Annotated in this window: 17 protein-coding genes; 11 read left to right on the forward strand and 6 right to left on the reverse strand. The window is 53.4% G+C overall.

The window, feature by feature from the left end; translation table 11 throughout:
• Window positions 1–114: 114 nt before the first annotated feature.
• The gene (locus tag AAIG39_RS01185) at window positions 115–819 is read left to right on the forward strand and encodes a DUF2076 domain-containing protein (protein WP_090082292.1); all 705 of its coding nucleotides are present in this window, start codon (window positions 115–117) and stop codon (window positions 817–819) included.
• Window positions 820–890: 71 nt separating this feature from the next.
• Here AAIG39_RS01185 and AAIG39_RS01190 read toward each other — a convergent pair whose 3' ends face one another.
• Window positions 891–1,433 carry an RNA polymerase sigma factor gene (locus tag AAIG39_RS01190; RefSeq protein ID WP_090082293.1) on the reverse strand — a complete coding sequence of 181 codons (543 nt, stop codon included), beginning with the start codon at window positions 1,431–1,433 and terminating at the stop codon, window positions 891–893.
• Between the two features lie 5 nt (window positions 1,434–1,438).
• Complete coding sequence (locus tag AAIG39_RS01195) at window positions 1,439–1,825, reverse strand: hypothetical protein (protein WP_090082296.1); 387 nt, start codon at window positions 1,823–1,825, stop codon at window positions 1,439–1,441.
• A 655-nt stretch (window positions 1,826–2,480) separates the two neighbouring features.
• On the opposite strand from AAIG39_RS01195, the gene arnB reads away from it, so the two are divergent.
• The 7 genes from arnB to arnF are packed head-to-tail and all read left to right on the forward strand — an operon-like array spanning window position 2,481 to window position 9,857.
• Window positions 2,481–3,620, forward strand: coding sequence for a UDP-4-amino-4-deoxy-L-arabinose aminotransferase (gene arnB, locus AAIG39_RS01200; protein ID WP_343193011.1), 1,140 nt, complete (start codon window positions 2,481–2,483; stop codon window positions 3,618–3,620).
• A 2-nt stretch (window positions 3,621–3,622) separates the two neighbouring features.
• Window positions 3,623–4,606, forward strand: coding sequence for an undecaprenyl-phosphate 4-deoxy-4-formamido-L-arabinose transferase (arnC, locus tag AAIG39_RS01205; protein WP_090082300.1), 984 nt, complete (start codon window positions 3,623–3,625; stop codon window positions 4,604–4,606).
• The gene (gene arnA / locus AAIG39_RS01210) at window positions 4,603–6,585 is read left to right on the forward strand and encodes a bifunctional UDP-4-amino-4-deoxy-L-arabinose formyltransferase/UDP-glucuronic acid oxidase ArnA (RefSeq protein ID WP_343193012.1); all 1,983 of its coding nucleotides are present in this window, start codon (window positions 4,603–4,605) and stop codon (window positions 6,583–6,585) included. The genes arnC and arnA overlap by 4 nt, the downstream gene beginning before the upstream one ends.
• Window positions 6,582–7,481 (forward strand): 4-deoxy-4-formamido-L-arabinose-phosphoundecaprenol deformylase, encoded by a 900-nt coding sequence (gene arnD / locus AAIG39_RS01215; protein WP_343193013.1) that lies wholly within the window; start codon window positions 6,582–6,584, stop codon window positions 7,479–7,481. The genes arnA and arnD overlap by 4 nt, the downstream gene beginning before the upstream one ends.
• Window positions 7,478–9,139 (forward strand): lipid IV(A) 4-amino-4-deoxy-L-arabinosyltransferase, encoded by a 1,662-nt coding sequence (arnT, locus tag AAIG39_RS01220; protein ID WP_090082307.1) that lies wholly within the window; start codon window positions 7,478–7,480, stop codon window positions 9,137–9,139. The genes arnD and arnT overlap by 4 nt, the downstream gene beginning before the upstream one ends.
• Window positions 9,136–9,471 carry a 4-amino-4-deoxy-L-arabinose-phosphoundecaprenol flippase subunit ArnE gene (gene arnE, locus AAIG39_RS01225; protein ID WP_343193014.1) on the forward strand — a complete coding sequence of 112 codons (336 nt, stop codon included), beginning with the start codon at window positions 9,136–9,138 and terminating at the stop codon, window positions 9,469–9,471. Before arnT ends, arnE begins: the two co-directional genes overlap by 4 nt.
• Complete coding sequence (gene arnF / locus AAIG39_RS01230) at window positions 9,468–9,857, forward strand: 4-amino-4-deoxy-L-arabinose-phosphoundecaprenol flippase subunit ArnF (protein WP_249572927.1); 390 nt, start codon at window positions 9,468–9,470, stop codon at window positions 9,855–9,857. Before arnE ends, arnF begins: the two co-directional genes overlap by 4 nt.
• On the opposite strand, the gene AAIG39_RS01235 is transcribed toward arnF, so the two are convergent.
• From AAIG39_RS01235 to AAIG39_RS01250, 4 genes are all read right to left on the reverse strand, one after another.
• Complete coding sequence (locus AAIG39_RS01235; RefSeq protein ID WP_343193015.1) at window positions 9,858–10,292, reverse strand: EamA family transporter; 435 nt, start codon at window positions 10,290–10,292, stop codon at window positions 9,858–9,860.
• A gap of 83 nt (window positions 10,293–10,375) precedes the next feature.
• Complete coding sequence (locus AAIG39_RS01240) at window positions 10,376–11,410, reverse strand: ABC transporter ATP-binding protein (RefSeq protein WP_343193016.1); 1,035 nt, start codon at window positions 11,408–11,410, stop codon at window positions 10,376–10,378.
• Window position 11,411: 1 nt separating this feature from the next.
• A complete protein-coding gene (locus tag AAIG39_RS01245; protein WP_343193017.1) occupies window positions 11,412–12,986 on the reverse strand; it encodes an ABC transporter permease in 1,575 nt (524 codons plus the stop codon).
• A gap of 21 nt (window positions 12,987–13,007) precedes the next feature.
• Entirely contained in the window at window positions 13,008–14,024 is a 1,017-nt protein-coding gene (locus AAIG39_RS01250; protein ID WP_343193018.1) for an iron ABC transporter substrate-binding protein, read from the reverse strand.
• A 336-nt stretch (window positions 14,025–14,360) separates the two neighbouring features.
• Here AAIG39_RS01250 and AAIG39_RS01255 point away from each other — a divergent pair, with 336 nt between their 5' ends.
• The 3 genes from AAIG39_RS01255 to AAIG39_RS01265 all read left to right on the forward strand — a co-directional run bounded on the left by AAIG39_RS01255 (window position 14,361) and on the right by AAIG39_RS01265 (window position 15,539).
• Complete coding sequence (locus AAIG39_RS01255; RefSeq protein WP_090082319.1) at window positions 14,361–14,579, forward strand: hypothetical protein; 219 nt, start codon at window positions 14,361–14,363, stop codon at window positions 14,577–14,579.
• A gap of 96 nt (window positions 14,580–14,675) precedes the next feature.
• Window positions 14,676–15,086 (forward strand): GFA family protein, encoded by a 411-nt coding sequence (locus tag AAIG39_RS01260; protein WP_090082322.1) that lies wholly within the window; start codon window positions 14,676–14,678, stop codon window positions 15,084–15,086.
• A gap of 213 nt (window positions 15,087–15,299) precedes the next feature.
• Entirely contained in the window at window positions 15,300–15,539 is a 240-nt protein-coding gene (locus tag AAIG39_RS01265; RefSeq protein WP_343193019.1) for a hypothetical protein, read from the forward strand.
• Window position 15,540 lies beyond the last annotated feature (1 nt).

The following is a 15,540-nucleotide window of genomic DNA, read 5'->3' on the forward strand; positions in this document are numbered from 1 at the left end:
GTCATTTCGTATAACTTTGATCGGCTAAAATGACTCTTACCAGGCGTGCGTAACCGATACCTGCACAGGTCCGCACGCCATTGCACAACTCCATGCACTCCTGAGGTTTTTGCTATGCAAAATGAAGAACAACGGCTTATTGAGGGGCTTTTCCAGCGTCTGAAACAGGCGGAACAGCAAAGCGGCACACGGGATGGACAGGCCGATCGCCTGATCGCTGAGTTTGTGCGCCAGCAACCCTCTGCGCCTTACTATATGGCCCAGTCGATCCTGATACAGGAAGCTGCGCTCAAACGCCTTCATGCACAGATTCAGGATCTCCAGAATGAAGTGGCTTCGCTGAAAAACAGCCAGCAAAGCGGTAACGGTAGCTTCCTGAGCAGTCTGTTCGGCGGTGGAAAAAGCCAGCCGCAGCAGCCAGCCAACAACTGGAACAACGCGCCGCAGCAACAGCCACCACAGCAGCAGGCGGCACCCACGTATGCGCAACCGGCATCACGCGCCGGAGGTTTTATGGCCGGGGCGCTGCAAACCGCAGCCGGGGTGGCTGGTGGGGTTGTTCTGGCCGATATGCTGACCAGTATGTTTCATCACTCCCAGCCACAGGAGATCGTGAACATTATCGAGCAGCCTGTTGAACAGGTCTCTGATGTGACAGGCGATCAGAATTTCACCAACGATTTTCAGGATCAGGACAGCTTCACCAATGCCTCCGATCGCAGTTTCTTTGACCAGAGCAACGACGACAATAGCCGTTTCCTCGATCAGGATGATGACTACGATTTCGGCGGCAATAACGACGATGACAGCTTTATCTGATTTGTCGAAATCACGATGATAATCCCCGCCACTCCAGTCCGGTGTGGCGGGGATTTTTTGTCGGTTTCGGCCTACGGCAGCATGATGTCGTGATAGAGCGCGGAAAGACGCTCTCGCAGATAGCGTACCGCTTTATGCTTGCGCGACAGCAGTGTCTGAACCGGCAGCCCCGTCTGTGCGGAAAGGGCTTTGAAGCTGTAATTTTCCAGCTCGGTTTTTTCAAATACCTCGCGCTGGGTTGCAGGAAGTGCCGCCAGCGCGCTTTCCAGCTCCTCCCAGAAAATCTCTCTTAAGCGCGCCTCTTCCGGTGTCTGCACATCGCCAAACAGCACGTCATAAAGTTGATCATCAGCCTCCTCGTCGTCCGAAAATAACCACTCACGCTTTTTCCGTCCGCGGTCGATCATTTCATTGCGCGCCGCACGAAACAGCCAGGCAGAGACGTTTTCAACCGGTTGTTCCACATTAATCAATTGCAGCGTAACATCCTGCAAAATATCGTCCACATCTTCTCGCCGCGGAATACGACGGCGGATAAAGGCTCTCAGCGTTGTCCGGCACGCTGAGAGCGCTTCAAGGAGCCGCGCCGTCCGGGCGTTGTCGGCGTTATCCATTATGCTCACGCATTATCCGAGGGTTTTGGTGGTTCGTTCTCTGCGGGCACGTCAGGGCCGCAGCGCCAGCCATCGCGCCCTCCCCAACGGTGGCGTTTCTGGAAAAAAGCCTGTCTCTCTTCTTCGCTCATATTCATCCACCGTTCATGCAATTGACGATGATCGCGCGCCATTCTGAACATCATCGGCCCCATTCCCATACCACCAAACAGCACCCGGCATAGCACCAGCAGCCCAAGCGCAGTCCAGAAGCCGATCGCTTTCAGGCCAAACAGACCTGGAATGATGGCATTCCACAGGGTCATTACCACCAGCGTCATTACGACGGCAAAAACAAGGAACATCACACCAAACTTGCCGGGGTGGCGTCTGTGATTAGCAAATCTTCTCATGTTGTCTCTCCTTTATATCGTTGTATCCGGGTAGACGAATGAGCGAGAAAAATATTGCTAAAAAAAGAGAATTTTTTGCAAACGCGACAAAATGAAATTCAATAACACGTGCAATTAAATGATTTGAAATGGTTTTCTGCAGAAATGTTCGTACTCTCAACATGCCCGCGCGAAAAACAGCCAGTTTTCATGATCTCTATCATCTTTACAACGGATTGCTACAGCACAAAAAGCTAAACATGGCTATTCTCGGTTTTCACACAGGTACATCTTTTCATTATTAATGCCCCCGCATTTAGTGACAGCATAATGACAAAAGGATGACTATAAATATAAATTAAACAAACTAAAGATAACGACAAAAAAATCTTTACGGTTGCGCACGCCGCCGTTACGGTATTTTATTCCTTTGCGAAAGAATAAATACAACAATATGATTTTTATAACAAAAATAAAAAACATCGCCTTTTAATATTTATTTCTTCAACGCCAGCTAAACAGAAACGATCTTAAGTGAACATTAATGAAAATATGCAATCTCTTAAGGTTGAGTTAATAAATAAGCTCTATCCTGGGTAAGTACTCTCAGCGAAATGAGTCTGCTACTTCACTGGCTACAGTGCGAATTCATTGCCAGCAACGGTAAGGAAAAGTAATGCGTGAATTTTTACCCTTCTCCCGTCCCTCTATGGGCGACGAGGAATTAACAGCGATTCAGGACGTTCTGAAGTCGGGCTGGATTACAACAGGTCCCAAAAACCAGCAGCTGGAAGAGGCATTTTGCCAGTTAACGGGCAATCAGCATGCCATCGCCCTGAGTTCAGCAACAGCCGGTATGCATGTAACCTTAATGGCGCTGGGCATCGGCGCTGGCGATGAGGTGATTACCCCCTCCATGACCTGGGTTTCCACCCTCAATATGGTCGTGCTACTTGGCGCAACCCCGGTCATGATCGATGTTGACCGTGACACATTGATGGTCACCGCGCAGAGCATTGAGGCCGCGATTACACCAAAAACAAAGGCCATTATTCCCGTTCATTATGCTGGCGCGCCTGCCGATATCGATGCGATTCGCGCATTGGGTGAAAAATACAATATTCCCGTTATTGAAGATGCCGCACATGCCGCCGGAACCTATTACAAAGGCCAGCATGTCGGTTGTCGCGGAACCGCGATTTTCTCCTTCCATGCCATCAAAAATATGACCTGTGCCGAAGGCGGTCTGGTGGTAACGGATAATGAGAAACTGGCCCAGCGTATTCGCAGCCTGAAATTCCACGGTCTTGGCGTAGACGCCTACGATCGCCAGACACACGGTCGCGCGCCGCAGGCGGAAGTCATCTCCCCCGGCTACAAATACAACCTGGCGGACATCAATGCCGCACTGGCACTGGTACAACTCGGCAAACTCCATGAAGCCAACAAGCGTCGAACCGAGATTGCCCGACACTATTTACGCGAGCTGGCTGATACACCATTCCAGCCGCTGACGATTCCAGCCTGGCCGCACATTCACGCCTGGCATCTGTTTATTATTCGCGTAGATGAAACACGCTGCGGCCTGACCCGCGATGCCCTGATGGAAGCGCTGAAAGCACAGGGCATCGGCACCGGCCTGCATTTCCGCGCCGCCCACACGCAAAAATATTACCGCGAGAATTTCCCTGACCTCTCATTGCCCAATACGGAGTGGAATAGCGCGCGTATCTGCTCGCTGCCGCTGTTCCCGGATATGACCGATGACGACACCAGCCGTGTTATCGCCGCACTACGTCACCTGGCAGGGCAATAACGATGTTTGAAACCAGCCCAATCAATAAAGTATCCGTTGTGATCCCTGTTTTTAATGAACAGGACAGCCTGCCGGAACTGATTCGCCGTACTACCGCCGCCTGCGATCTGCTGGGTAAGGATTATGAAGTTCTGCTGGTTGATGACGGCAGTAGCGATGACTCCGCCAAAATGCTGGTGGATGCCGCACAGGCCAACGGCAGCCATATCGTGGCAGTACTGCTTAACCGCAACTATGGTCAGCACTCCGCGATCATGGCCGGTTTTAGCCATGTCACTGGCGATCTGATCATCACTCTGGATGCCGATTTACAGAACCCACCCGAAGAGATCCCTCGTCTGGTGGCAACCGCCGAAGAAGGTTACGACGTGGTCGGCACGGTTCGTCAGAACCGCCAGGACAGCCTGTTTCGCAAAACGGCATCACGCATGATCAACCATCTGATTCAGCGCACAACCGGTAAAGCGATGGGTGATTACGGCTGCATGCTGCGCGCCTATCGTCGCCATATTGTCGATGCGATGTTGCACTGCCACGAACGCAGCACTTTTATTCCGATCCTCGCCAATATGTTCGCCCGCCGGGCCACGGAAATTCCTGTGCATCACGCGGAACGCGAGTTCGGTGATTCGAAATACAGCTTTATGCGTTTGATTAACCTGATGTATGACCTGGTGACCTGCCTGACCACCACACCGCTGCGCATGTTGAGCGTGTTTGGCAGCGTTATCGCGCTGGTGGGTTTTGCGCTCTCCGTCGTTTTAGTCGTTATGCGTTTTGCTCTTGGGCCACAGTGGGCTGCCGAAGGGGTGTTCACCCTTTTTGCCGTCCTGTTCACCTTTATTGGTGCGCAGTTCGTTGGCATGGGCTTACTCGGCGAGTACATAGGCCGCATCTATAACGATGTCCGTGCCCGCCCCCGTTACTTTATTCAGCGTGTTATCCGTCAGGAAACCCCAAATTCTATTGAGGAAATTGAGTCATGAAAACCGTCGTCTTTGCATATCACGATATGGGGTGCACGGGCATAAAGGCACTGCTGGAAGCAGGCTTCGAGATTGCCGCCATCTTTACCCACGCAGACAATGCGGGCGAAAACCACTTTTTTAAATCCGTGGCGCGCCTGGCGGCTGAACAGGAAATTCCGGTGTATGCCCCGGATGATGTGAATCACCCCCTGTGGGTTGAGCGCATTCGCGCACTCGCGCCAGAGGTTATCTTCTCCTTCTACTACCGCAACCTGCTGTGCAACGACATTCTGAGCCTGCCGACAAAAGGCGCATTCAACCTGCACGGTTCGCTGCTGCCGAAATACCGTGGCCGTGCACCGCTGAACTGGGTGCTGGTTAACGGTGAGAAAGAGACCGGCGTTACCCTGCACCGCATGACGCAACGCGCCGATGCCGGCGATATTGTGGCGCAACAAAGTGTGACGATTACCGACACTGACATGGCGCTGTCCCTGCATCAAAAACTGTGTTCGGCCTCGCAAACCCTGCTGAGCGACGCGCTGCCGAAAATCCGCAGCGGTCAGACGCAGGAGCGCGCGCAGGACGAGGCTCTGGCCACCTATGTTGGCCGTCGTACCCCGGAAGATGGTCGGCTGAACTGGGAAAAACCGGCGCAGGAGCTGCATAACCTCGTGCGTGCGGTCTCCGATCCGTGGCCGGGCGCGTTTGGCTATGTGGGCACCAACAAATTTATCGTCTGGAAATCCCGTGTGCGTACAGACCTCGCAGCAGCAAAGCCGGGCACCGTGCTGTCCGTCGCTCCGCTGGTGGTAGCCTGTGGTGAAGGCGCGCTGGAAATCGTCACCGGCCAGAGCGCAAACGGCGTTTATATGCAGGGTACCCAGCTTGCGCCTGCGATGGGTCTGGTGCCAGGGGCGCTGCTCTCCAGCCGTCCGTTTGTCGCCGTGAAACGCCGTACCCGTGTACTGATCCTGGGGGTAAACGGTTTTATCGGTAATCACCTGACCGAACGTCTGCTGCAGGACGATAATTACGAGATTTACGGGCTGGATATCGGCTCTGATGCCATTAGCCGTTTCCTGGACTGCCCGCGTTTCCACTTTGTGGAAGGCGATATCAGCATTCACTCCGAATGGATTGAATACCACATTAAGAAATGCGACGTGGTGCTGCCACTGGTGGCGATTGCGACACCGATCGAGTACACCCGTAATCCGCTGCGCGTGTTCGAGCTGGATTTTGAAGAGAACCTGAAAATCATTCGCGACTGCGTGAAGTACAACAAACGCATCATCTTCCCGTCAACCTCGGAAGTGTACGGCATGTGCACCGATGCGAACTTTGACGAAGACACCTCCAATCTGGTAGTGGGTCCGATTAATAAGCAGCGCTGGATCTACTCGGTGTCCAAGCAGTTGCTGGACCGCGTGATTTGGGCCTACGGCGATAAAACCGGCCTCAAATTCACCCTCTTCCGTCCGTTTAACTGGATGGGGCCGCGTCTGGATAACCTGAATGCCGCACGTATCGGTAGCTCCCGTGCCATCACCCAGTTGATCCTCAACCTCGTTGAAGGTTCGCCGATTAAGCTGATTGAAGGGGGCAAACAGAAACGCTGCTTTACCGATATCAGCGATGGTATTGAAGCCCTGTTCCGCATTATCGAAAACAAAGATGGCCGCTGCGACGGGCAGATCATCAACATCGGTAACCCGGATAACGAAGCGAGCATCAAAGAGCTGGCGGAAATGCTGCTCGACTGCTTCGAACGTCACCCGCTGCGCGACCGCTTCCCGCCGTTTGCTGGCTTCCGCGAAGTGGAAAGCAGCGATTACTACGGTAAAGGCTACCAGGATGTTGAGCACCGTAAGCCGAGCATCCGCAACGCCAGACGTTGCCTTGACTGGCAGCCGACGATAGAAATGCACCAGACCGTTGAAGAGACGCTGGACTTCTTTTTACGCACCGTTGAGGTCACGGAACAGAAGCCATGAGAAAAGTCGGCCTGCGCATAGACGTCGATACCTTCCGCGGCACCCGTAAAGGGGTGCCGTCGCTGCTGGACATGCTCAACCGCTACGGCGTTCGCGCAAGCTTCTTCTTTAGTGTGGGGCCGGACAATATGGGACGGCATCTCTGGCGGCTAATTAAGCCGAAGTTCTTACTAAAGATGCTGCGCTCAAAAGCGGCCTCGCTGTATGGCTGGGATATTTTACTGGCGGGCACTGCGTGGCCCGGCAGGAATATCGGGCGGGCCAACGCGGAGATTATCCGCAGCGCCGCCGCCAGCCACGAAGTGGGGCTACATGCGTGGGATCACCACGCCTGGCAGACCTGGTGCGGCGTATGGGACAGCGATGAGTTGCTCCACCAAATCGCGCTGGGTAAAGAAGAGCTCGAATCGATAATCGGTACGGATATTACCTGTTCAGCCGTGGCCGGCTGGCGTGCCGACCAGCGGGTGATTAAGGCGAAAGAAGCCTTCGATTTTCGCTATAACAGTGACTGTCGGGGCAGCGTTCCTTTTTTACCTGTAACGGGCGTCGGCCAGACGGGCACCGTGCAGATTCCGGTGACGCTGCCAACCTGGGATGAGGTTGTCGGTGGTGAAGTGAGTGCCAGCGAATTCAACGATTTCATCCTGACCCGCATGCTGGATGATCCCGGTGTGCCGGTCTATACCATTCACGCAGAGGTCGAAGGGATCGCCCATCGTCTTGAGTTTGAAGATTTACTCCAGCGCGCCGCCGAGGCAAATATTCAGTTCTGTCCGCTGGGCGAACTGTTACCTGCCAATTTACGCGCCCTGCCCACGGGTAAAGTTGTGCGTGGTGAAATTGCCGGCCGCGAAGGATGGCTGGGTTGTCAGCAAATGGAGAGAACGGAATGACGAAGTCGTCACGCTACGGTCTGGTGGTACTTGCCCTGTTTGTCCTCTACTACCTGATCCCTGTCGAATGGCGTTTACTCTGGCAGCCTGATGAAACGCGTTATGCAGAGATCAGCCGTGAAATGCTCAGCAGTGGAAACTGGACCGTGCCGCATTTTCTCGGCCTGCGTTATTTCGAAAAACCGATCGCCGGTTACTGGATGAACTCAATATTCCAGTGGCTGTTCGGTGACACCAACTTTGCCGTTCGCGCCGGGGTTATCTTTTCAACCGCTCTGGTTGCCGGGATGGTGTCATGGTTTGCCTGGCAGCTCTGGCGCGATAAACGTGTGGCGATGATGGCCGCCGTCATTTTCATCACCATGCTGGAAGTTTACGGCATCGGCACGTATGCGGTGCTCGACCCGATGATCGCCCTGTGGCTGGTTGCCGGGATGTGTACGTTCTGGATTGCCGCTCAGGCAAAAACCACCTCCGTAAAAGCGGCGGGCTATGTGCTGCTGGGCCTGACCTGCGGCATGGGGGTCATGACCAAAGGGTTCCTGGCGCTGGCCGTGCCGGTACTGAGCGTTTTACCCTGGATAATCGTGCAGAAAAAATGGAAAGAGGCGCTCATCTGGGGCTGGTTTTCTATCGCCAGTTGCGTGCTCCTTGTCCTGCCGTGGGGGCTGGCCATTGCCCGGCATGAGCCGGATTTCTGGCACTACTTCTTCTGGGTGGAACATATCCAGCGTTTCGCCATGGCGGATGCGCAGCATAAAGCTCCGTTCTGGTACTACCTGCCGGTAATCTTTCTGGGAAGTCTGCCCTGGCTGGGACTGCTGCCCGGATCGCTTCGCCTGGCATGGTTCAGCCGTGAGAGCAATCGGGCGACGTTCTATCTGCTGTGCTGGATAGTGATGCCATTTCTCTTTTTCAGTATCGCGAAAGGCAAATTGCTGACCTATATCCTGCCCTGCTTCGCACCGCTGGCGATCCTGATGGCCGGCTATTCGGTGCAGGCCGCAGAAAGAGGCTACCGTGCTTTACGCGTCAATGCCTGGCTTAACATTGGCTTTGGGCTGTCTGGCCTGGTTGCCGCGTTTATTGCCTCTCCCTGGGGGCCGCTGAAAGACCCGGTATGGACAACGCTCGAAAGCTATAAAGTGTTTTGTGCCGCCATGGCCTTTTTCGTCTGGGCACTGGTGGGCTGGTACACCCTGCGCAATACCGAAAAAAGCTGGATGCTCTCGGCCTTATGTCCGGCCGGGCTCGCGCTGCTGGTCGGTTTCGCCATTCCTAACCGGGTGATGGAATCAAAACAGCCGCAATTCGCGATCGGTATGGCAAAAGAGTCACTGGCATCCAGCCGCTATATCCTGAGCGATAATGTCGGTATCGCCGCAGGCCTGGCGTGGGAACTCAAACGCAGCGATATTATTATGTTTGGCCAGACCGGTGAGCTGCAATATGGCCTCAGCTACCCGGATGCGAAAGACAAATTTATTGCTGAGAAAGATTTCAACGACTGGCTGGAACAGCATCGTCAGGAAGGCAAAGTCACACTGGTGGTTCTGCTCTCACGCGGTGAAAGTGTGAATAGCCTGCCGGTTCCTCCCCCGTCAAGTGTCTTTGTTCAGGGGCGAATCGCACTTATTGAGTATGCACCGCTACGATGACCTGGTTTCTGCTTATACTGGCAAGCCTGCTGAGCTTTGCCGGTCAGTTGTGCCAAAAGCAAGCGACGCGGCCTGCCCTCAGGATGGGCCGCCGTCGTCATATTTTAACCTGGCTCGCACTGGCGCTGGCCTGCCTTGGCCTGGGGATGATTTTTTGGCTGCTGGTATTACAGAGCATTCCCGTTGGCATCGCCTATCCGATGTTAAGTCTCAACTTTGTCTGGGTAACGCTGGCCGCCAGGGGGATCTGGCATGAACCGGTTAACCTGCGCCACTGGCTTGGCGTGGGGTTGATTATAGGGGGAATTGTGATTCTGGGCGGTGCGGCATGAAAGGTCTTTTTCTGACGCTGGTCAGCGTGCTGTTAACCAGCGCGGCTCAGCTTGCGATGGGTTATGCCATGGCGGCCCTTCCGCCAGTGTCGCAGTTTTATGCTTTTGTTGGCGCGCTCTGGCCCGTCCATCTGGAAACGACGCTGCTGCTGACCGGGCTCGCGGGTTATCTGGCCTCGATGTTTTTCTGGTATCTGGCCTTACACCATCTGGCATTGAGCAAAGCCTATGCCCTGCTGAGCCTCAGCTATATTCTGGTGTGGTCGGCATCGCTTATTTTGCCCGGCATGCACGGTGTTTTTTCCGTTCAGTCGCTGACTGGCGTGCTGATAATTATGGCGGGCGTACTGGTTATTTTTCTGCCCGCACATAAACGGCCTGGCTGATTATCTTCGCAGCGCCAGTAATAATACGCCTGCGGTAATCAGTAACAGTCCTCCCGCTTCCCGCAACCCCGGTCGTTCGCCGAGAAAAATAAAAGCAAAAATTGCCACCATCACCACGCTCATTTTATCTACCGGTACGACTTTAAATACTTCGCCGATCTTTAATGCCCGGAAATAGCACACCCAGGATGCGCCGGTCGCCAGACCGGATAAGATAAGGAAAAGCCAGGTGCGTTTGCCAATCAGCAAGGGATTCTGCCACTTACCGGTAAAGTAAATAAAAGCAGCCAGAATAACGATAATAATTCCGGTGCGGATTAACGTGGCAAAATCGGAATCAACATTCTGGATCCCGACTTTAGCGAAAATGGCGGTCAGTGCGGCAAAAAAGGCGGACAGCAGTGCCCAGATAAACCAGTTGCTGAGTGAAAACATGCTCTCTCCCATTGATTATTACCATCAATATTCAGTCATGCATGGATAAAAAACAGGATATGCTGCTAATCAGCAGGCTATGTTTATGCAGCAAATACCCGCGCATGGCCTGTAATTTTGAGCGCAACCGTAGTACCTGGCAATAATAATTGCGGGGTGACGGTATTAATGGTGAGCGTTTGCGCACGATCGGTAAATCCCAGCGTCAGCGTTGAGATATAACCAGCAAAATCGATATCCAGCACCGTCGCCTGCAATGCAGTTTCACCTGCTGCCACTGGCGTAATCAGCAATTGTTCCGGGCGCAGCATGATGCGCCGCACGCCCTCTGGCGTATTATCATCCACCGGCACATCACCCACCAGGCATCTGGCTTTACCGTTGGCGACCTCCGCCGTCAGGATTAACGCATCTCCCAGGAAAAGCGCTGTCTCTTCATCAATGGGCTGTGAATAGACCATCTGTGGCGTCCCTGACTGGGCAAACCGCCCGTGGCGGATAACGGCAATCTGCTCGGCAAAAGAGAGCGCTTCATTCTGATCGTGGGTAACCAGCACGGCAGCGACTCCCGCCTGCGAGAGGAGATCGGCGGTCGCTTTCCGGGTTGTGGCGCGAAGCCCGGTATCGAGCGCCGAGAAGGGTTCATCCAGCAGCATTATCTCCGGTTGCTGCGCCAGCGCACGTGCCAGAGCCACACGCTGCTGCTGGCCACCGGAGATTTCATGCGGCCAGTGACGCGCCAGTTGTCTGTCCAGAGACACCCTGTCCATCAGACCTTCAACCTGCTTACGCCGCTCCTGGCGCGAGGCGCGGATCCCCCAGCCAATATTTTCTTCTACCGTCAGATGCGGGAAAAGCGCCCCTTCCTGCGGGACAAAGCCAATTTTTCGCTGATGCGCCGGGATCGATACTGTCGGGCTAAACAGTGGTGTACCGCGCATCGTTATCAGGCCGCTGTCGGGCATCTCAAACCCGGCAATCAGGCGTAACAGGGTGGTTTTACCAGAGCCTGAAGGCCCGACTATTGCAGTGCGACTGCCGGGTGACAGCGAAAGAGAGATGTTATCCAGCACCTGAGTGTGGCCAAATTTTTTCGACACATTAATAAGCTCGAACATCTTAACGACCCGATAGTTTTTGTGATTGCTTGTAAAGCAGGCCCGTCAGGGGGAGAGAAATCAGGATCATGCACAGGCCATAGGGGGCTGCTGCAACATAATCAATTTCGCTGGTCAGCGCCCAGAAACCGGTGGCAAGCGTGCGTGTCCCCAGCGGAGAGAGCAGCAATGTCGCTGTCAGCTCGTTGCTCACCCCCAGAAAGACCAGTGCCGCAGCCGCGCCCGCACCGGGTGCCGCCAGACGCATTGTTACACGACACAACGCCCATCCCGGCGAGACGCCCAGGCTTTGCGCCACATGCTCAAGTTCGACAGGCGCCTGAGCAATACCGGCGCGTAAGTTGATAAGCGCCCGGGGAATAAACATCAGCATATACGCCAGAAAGAGGGTCACTTCGGTCTGATAAATGGGTCGCGCGTAATGAATGGTGACCGTCACCAGCGCCAGTGCCGTCACGATACCCGGCAGTGAGCTGGCCACATAATTCATGCTTTCGAGCAGACGAAAAAGGCGATGTGGATGGCGAACCGCCAGCCACGCGCACGGAATCGCAAAGCCGGTGGTAATCACTGCCCCTGCCGACGCAAGAATCACCGTTTGCTGCAGGGATAACCACAAATCACCGTTCTGCCAGACCGCCAGCCCCCCCGCCCAGAGCCAGCGACACAACACCGCTACAGGCGTTCCCAGCGCCAGCATCACCACACAGACCAGCAGAAGTTGTCCCAGCAGTTGGCCTGTCATTGCGGGCACATGGATATTCTGGCGACGGGCGGACCCGCTCCCCACGCGGGCGTAGCGAGCTTTACCGCGGGTTCCCCCTTCCAGCAACAATAGCCCCAGGCAGCACAGCGCAAGCACCCCCGCCAGCATATTGGCCGCCGGGCCGCTAAAGGTAGACTGGAACTGATCGTAAATGGCGGTAGTGAAGGTATCGAAGCGGATCATCGCATACAGGCCATACTCCGCCAGCAGGTGCAGGCCCACCAGTAGCGCACCTCCCCAGATCGCCAGTTTCAGTTGCGGCAATACCACACGAAAGAAAACCAGCCACGGGGCGATGCCCAGCGATGCGGCAACATCCTCAAGGTTCGGATCCAGCCGCCGCAGGACCGCAGCAACCGGCATATAAATAAACGGATAATAAGCCAGCACGGAGATAAACACGGCGGCTGTCAGCCCATGTAAAGAAGGGATAACGCTCACCCAGGCGTAGCTTTGCACAAAAGCCGGGATCGCCAGCGGCGCAACCACCAGCAATGACCAGAAACGACGCCCCCGCAATGCCGTTCTCTCCGTCAGCCACGCAAGCGCCACGCCGAGGCAAACGCAAACAGGGAGAGAAAAAAGTATCAGTAGCAGCGTGTTCGCCAGCAACTCCGCGACGCGCGGGCGAAAAACGAGCGCCTTAACGCTCTCCCATCCCGTATCAATACCTGTGGCAATCACAAACCCAACGGGCAGTAATGCCAACAGGGAAACCAGCATGGCTAATATCACCAACACGCCCGCGGGGCGATGCTGATGCGTTTGGCGTTGCTGTTTTTCAGCCAACGGAATGCTCAAACCAGACATAAGGCGCTCACTGTTATTATTTTAAAGAATACCCGCCTGGGTCATCAGTTCGGTGACTTTCTTGCTGTTTAACGTAGATGGCTCAACTTTCGGGGCATCCAGTTTATTCAGCGGTACCAGTTTTTCATTTGAGGCCGCGTTCACGCCCACCGCATATTCAAATGCGTTATTCGTGCGCAGAATATCCTGTCCGGTTTTGCCGGTGATCCATTTAATAAAGGCCTGGGCCTGCGCTTTATGTTTGCTGGAGGCCAGCACGCCGCCACCGGAAATACTGACAAAAGCGCCAGGATCCTGATGTTTGAAATAGTGAAGTTGCGTGTTTTTGCTGTTCTCACCGGTTTTTGCCTGATCGACAAAATAGTAGTAATGGTAAATAACGCCAGCATCAATCTGCCCGGCATTTACCGCTTTTAAGACCGTACTGTTACCTTTGTAAGCGACAAAGTTGGTTTTCATCGCTTTTAGCCAGTCGAGGGTCGCTGACTCACCTTTTAACGACAGCATGGCGCTGACAATCGCCTGGAAATCTGCGCCCGACGGAGAGGCTGCCCAGCGCCCTTTCCATTCCGGTTTTGCTAAATCCATAAGAGATGTCGGCAGCTGTGCCGGGCTGATTTTGCTCGGGTTATAAACGAATACGGTGCTGCGTGCAGCAATGCCAATCCAGCGGCCATGCGCGGGACGATAAGCGGCAGGTACCTGTTTCAGCGTATCGGCATCCAGCGGGGCAAACAGATTTGCATTATCAACCAGCGTCATTGCCGGGGAGTTTTCCGTCAGGAAAACATCGGCAGGCGAAACGTTGCCTTCCTGGACAAGCTGATTCCCCAGTTCGGTATCGCTGCCATTGCGCAGAGTCACTTTAATCCCGGTCTCTTTCGTGAAGCCATCCACCCACGACTGAACCAGATTTTCATGTTGAGCATTATAAATGACGATGCCGTCTTCGTTATCGGCTGCAAAAGCAGAAGAACCCGCTAAAACAGAAGAGATGACCAAAGCTATCGAACACATGGCCGAAAAGCGATTTTTCATAATCATTCCTTATAAAATGTGTGTATAAACGAAGCGTTAGCAAACTGGCAGGAGTTTAAACGCACAGGTATCGGAATGAGAATCGAAATAATTATCAATATTTGAGTTTACTATTTAATACTGCCAAACTTTGAATATTTTAATAAAGATATCGTCTAAAATTTATAGAACACCCGAAGATTAAGAAAACCTTAACATGCAGGAAAATTACCCTCTTTTTTCAGCTTCCTTTTCTGGTATCGTCCTTTCTTTTGCAGGTTTATAAAATTAATATCATTCCATCCCTGATGCCAGCAGGGACACTATAATTAATAATAAAAGGCAAGCTGACGCACCATGAACAGTAAAAAAATAGATATCATCGCAAAAATTGCCATGCGCAGTCGTGGCATTACGGTAAAGGAAAAAAGGGTTCGCTTTCAGGGCGTCACTGTTCTTTTTCGCTACAACGAAGGCCGGTATGATGTCTTCTCTGATAACGAAAAGGTCGACTCCATCGAAACTAACAACATCAATCAGGCGATTGCGGAATATAAGAAGAAAAAGCAAAGCTAACTCCCCCTGCCCCGTTTTGATCCCAATGACTCAACCGCTTTCAGACACCAGACAGCTACACTCATTGCATCCTCTTCTGTAACTACGGAGATTGTTATGTCAGAGAAGCTTCACGCTCAATGCCACTGTGGCGCCGTTGCTTTTACGGTTGAACTCACCGATGGCTTTAATACCATACGCCGCTGCAACTGCTCTTTTTGCCGGATGCGCGGTGCGGTAGCCGTTTCTGCCCAGTTATCCGGGCTGGAAGTGACGCGGGGAAAAGAGAAACTTACCGAGTACCGTTTTAACACCCAGGCTGCGGCCCACTATTTTTGCTCCGTCTGCGGGATTTATACTTTTCACCAGCGCCGTTCCAACCCAGAGCAATTTGGCGTAAACGTCGCCTGTATTGAAGGCGTTTCTCCTTTTGATTTTCCAGTGGTTCCCGTCATGGATGGCATCCATCACCCCAAAGATGGCCCAAGCGATGGCATCATGGGCTATCTGACATTCAATGTGAAATAACCCCCGCCCTGGCATACTTCGGCCAGGGTTTTTACAGATATGCCTTGTAAGTTCGCACTTCCCTCATCTTTTCATGGCAGCGCCCCACGCTGATTATTCACTCTATTGGCTTTTTTGCTTTTTTTTGAGTTTCGATTACTCTTAGGGATCTATTTGCCTGCCGCATACGTTCGCCAATTTTTTGGCTGCAGAACCTGACTGAATGAGGCCGTCGTGAAGGGTACCCGTGATGATAGTAATAATGGTGCAATTGAGCGCTCCTTAACACAGATACTCTCATGTGAAGAGATGTTGGGCGCGCTTGTGATAGAGATGTTGAACGCGAAACGAACAATCAGCAAACGCACAATCTGCCTTAAAATAGCTGCCCGCATCGCAACAGAGAAGAACCCGGTAACGCAAGCGCAACTCAGCGCTCTAATGACGCTTATCTTTACCAAACGTCAGAAGTGAA

Source organism: Phytobacter palmae, assembly GCF_039409775.1.
GTDB lineage: Bacteria > Pseudomonadota > Gammaproteobacteria > Enterobacterales > Enterobacteriaceae > Phytobacter > Phytobacter palmae.

Bases quoted from the DNA above. Each gene is read 5' to 3' on its own strand.
- AAIG39_RS01185 (WP_090082292.1), top strand. From the start codon at position 115: ATGCAAAATGAAGAACAACGGCTTATTGAGGGGCTTTTCCAGCGTCTG.
- AAIG39_RS01190 (WP_090082293.1), bottom strand. From the start codon at position 1,433: ATGGATAACGCCGACAACGCCCGGACGGCGCGGCTCCTTGAAGCGCTC.
- AAIG39_RS01195 (WP_090082296.1), bottom strand. From the start codon at position 1,825: ATGAGAAGATTTGCTAATCACAGACGCCACCCCGGCAAGTTTGGTGTG.
- arnB (WP_343193011.1), top strand. From the start codon at position 2,481: ATGCGTGAATTTTTACCCTTCTCCCGTCCCTCTATGGGCGACGAGGAA.
- arnC (WP_090082300.1), top strand. From the start codon at position 3,623: ATGTTTGAAACCAGCCCAATCAATAAAGTATCCGTTGTGATCCCTGTT.
- arnA (WP_343193012.1), top strand. From the start codon at position 4,603: ATGAAAACCGTCGTCTTTGCATATCACGATATGGGGTGCACGGGCATA.
- arnD (WP_343193013.1), top strand. From the start codon at position 6,582: ATGAGAAAAGTCGGCCTGCGCATAGACGTCGATACCTTCCGCGGCACC.
- arnT (WP_090082307.1), top strand. From the start codon at position 7,478: ATGACGAAGTCGTCACGCTACGGTCTGGTGGTACTTGCCCTGTTTGTC.
- arnE (WP_343193014.1), top strand. From the start codon at position 9,136: ATGACCTGGTTTCTGCTTATACTGGCAAGCCTGCTGAGCTTTGCCGGT.
- arnF (WP_249572927.1), top strand. From the start codon at position 9,468: ATGAAAGGTCTTTTTCTGACGCTGGTCAGCGTGCTGTTAACCAGCGCG.
- AAIG39_RS01235 (WP_343193015.1), bottom strand. From the start codon at position 10,292: ATGTTTTCACTCAGCAACTGGTTTATCTGGGCACTGCTGTCCGCCTTT.
- AAIG39_RS01240 (WP_343193016.1), bottom strand. From the start codon at position 11,410: ATGTTCGAGCTTATTAATGTGTCGAAAAAATTTGGCCACACTCAGGTG.
- AAIG39_RS01245 (WP_343193017.1), bottom strand. From the start codon at position 12,986: ATGTCTGGTTTGAGCATTCCGTTGGCTGAAAAACAGCAACGCCAAACG.
- AAIG39_RS01250 (WP_343193018.1), bottom strand. From the start codon at position 14,024: ATGAAAAATCGCTTTTCGGCCATGTGTTCGATAGCTTTGGTCATCTCT.
- AAIG39_RS01255 (WP_090082319.1), top strand. From the start codon at position 14,361: ATGAACAGTAAAAAAATAGATATCATCGCAAAAATTGCCATGCGCAGT.
- AAIG39_RS01260 (WP_090082322.1), top strand. From the start codon at position 14,676: ATGTCAGAGAAGCTTCACGCTCAATGCCACTGTGGCGCCGTTGCTTTT.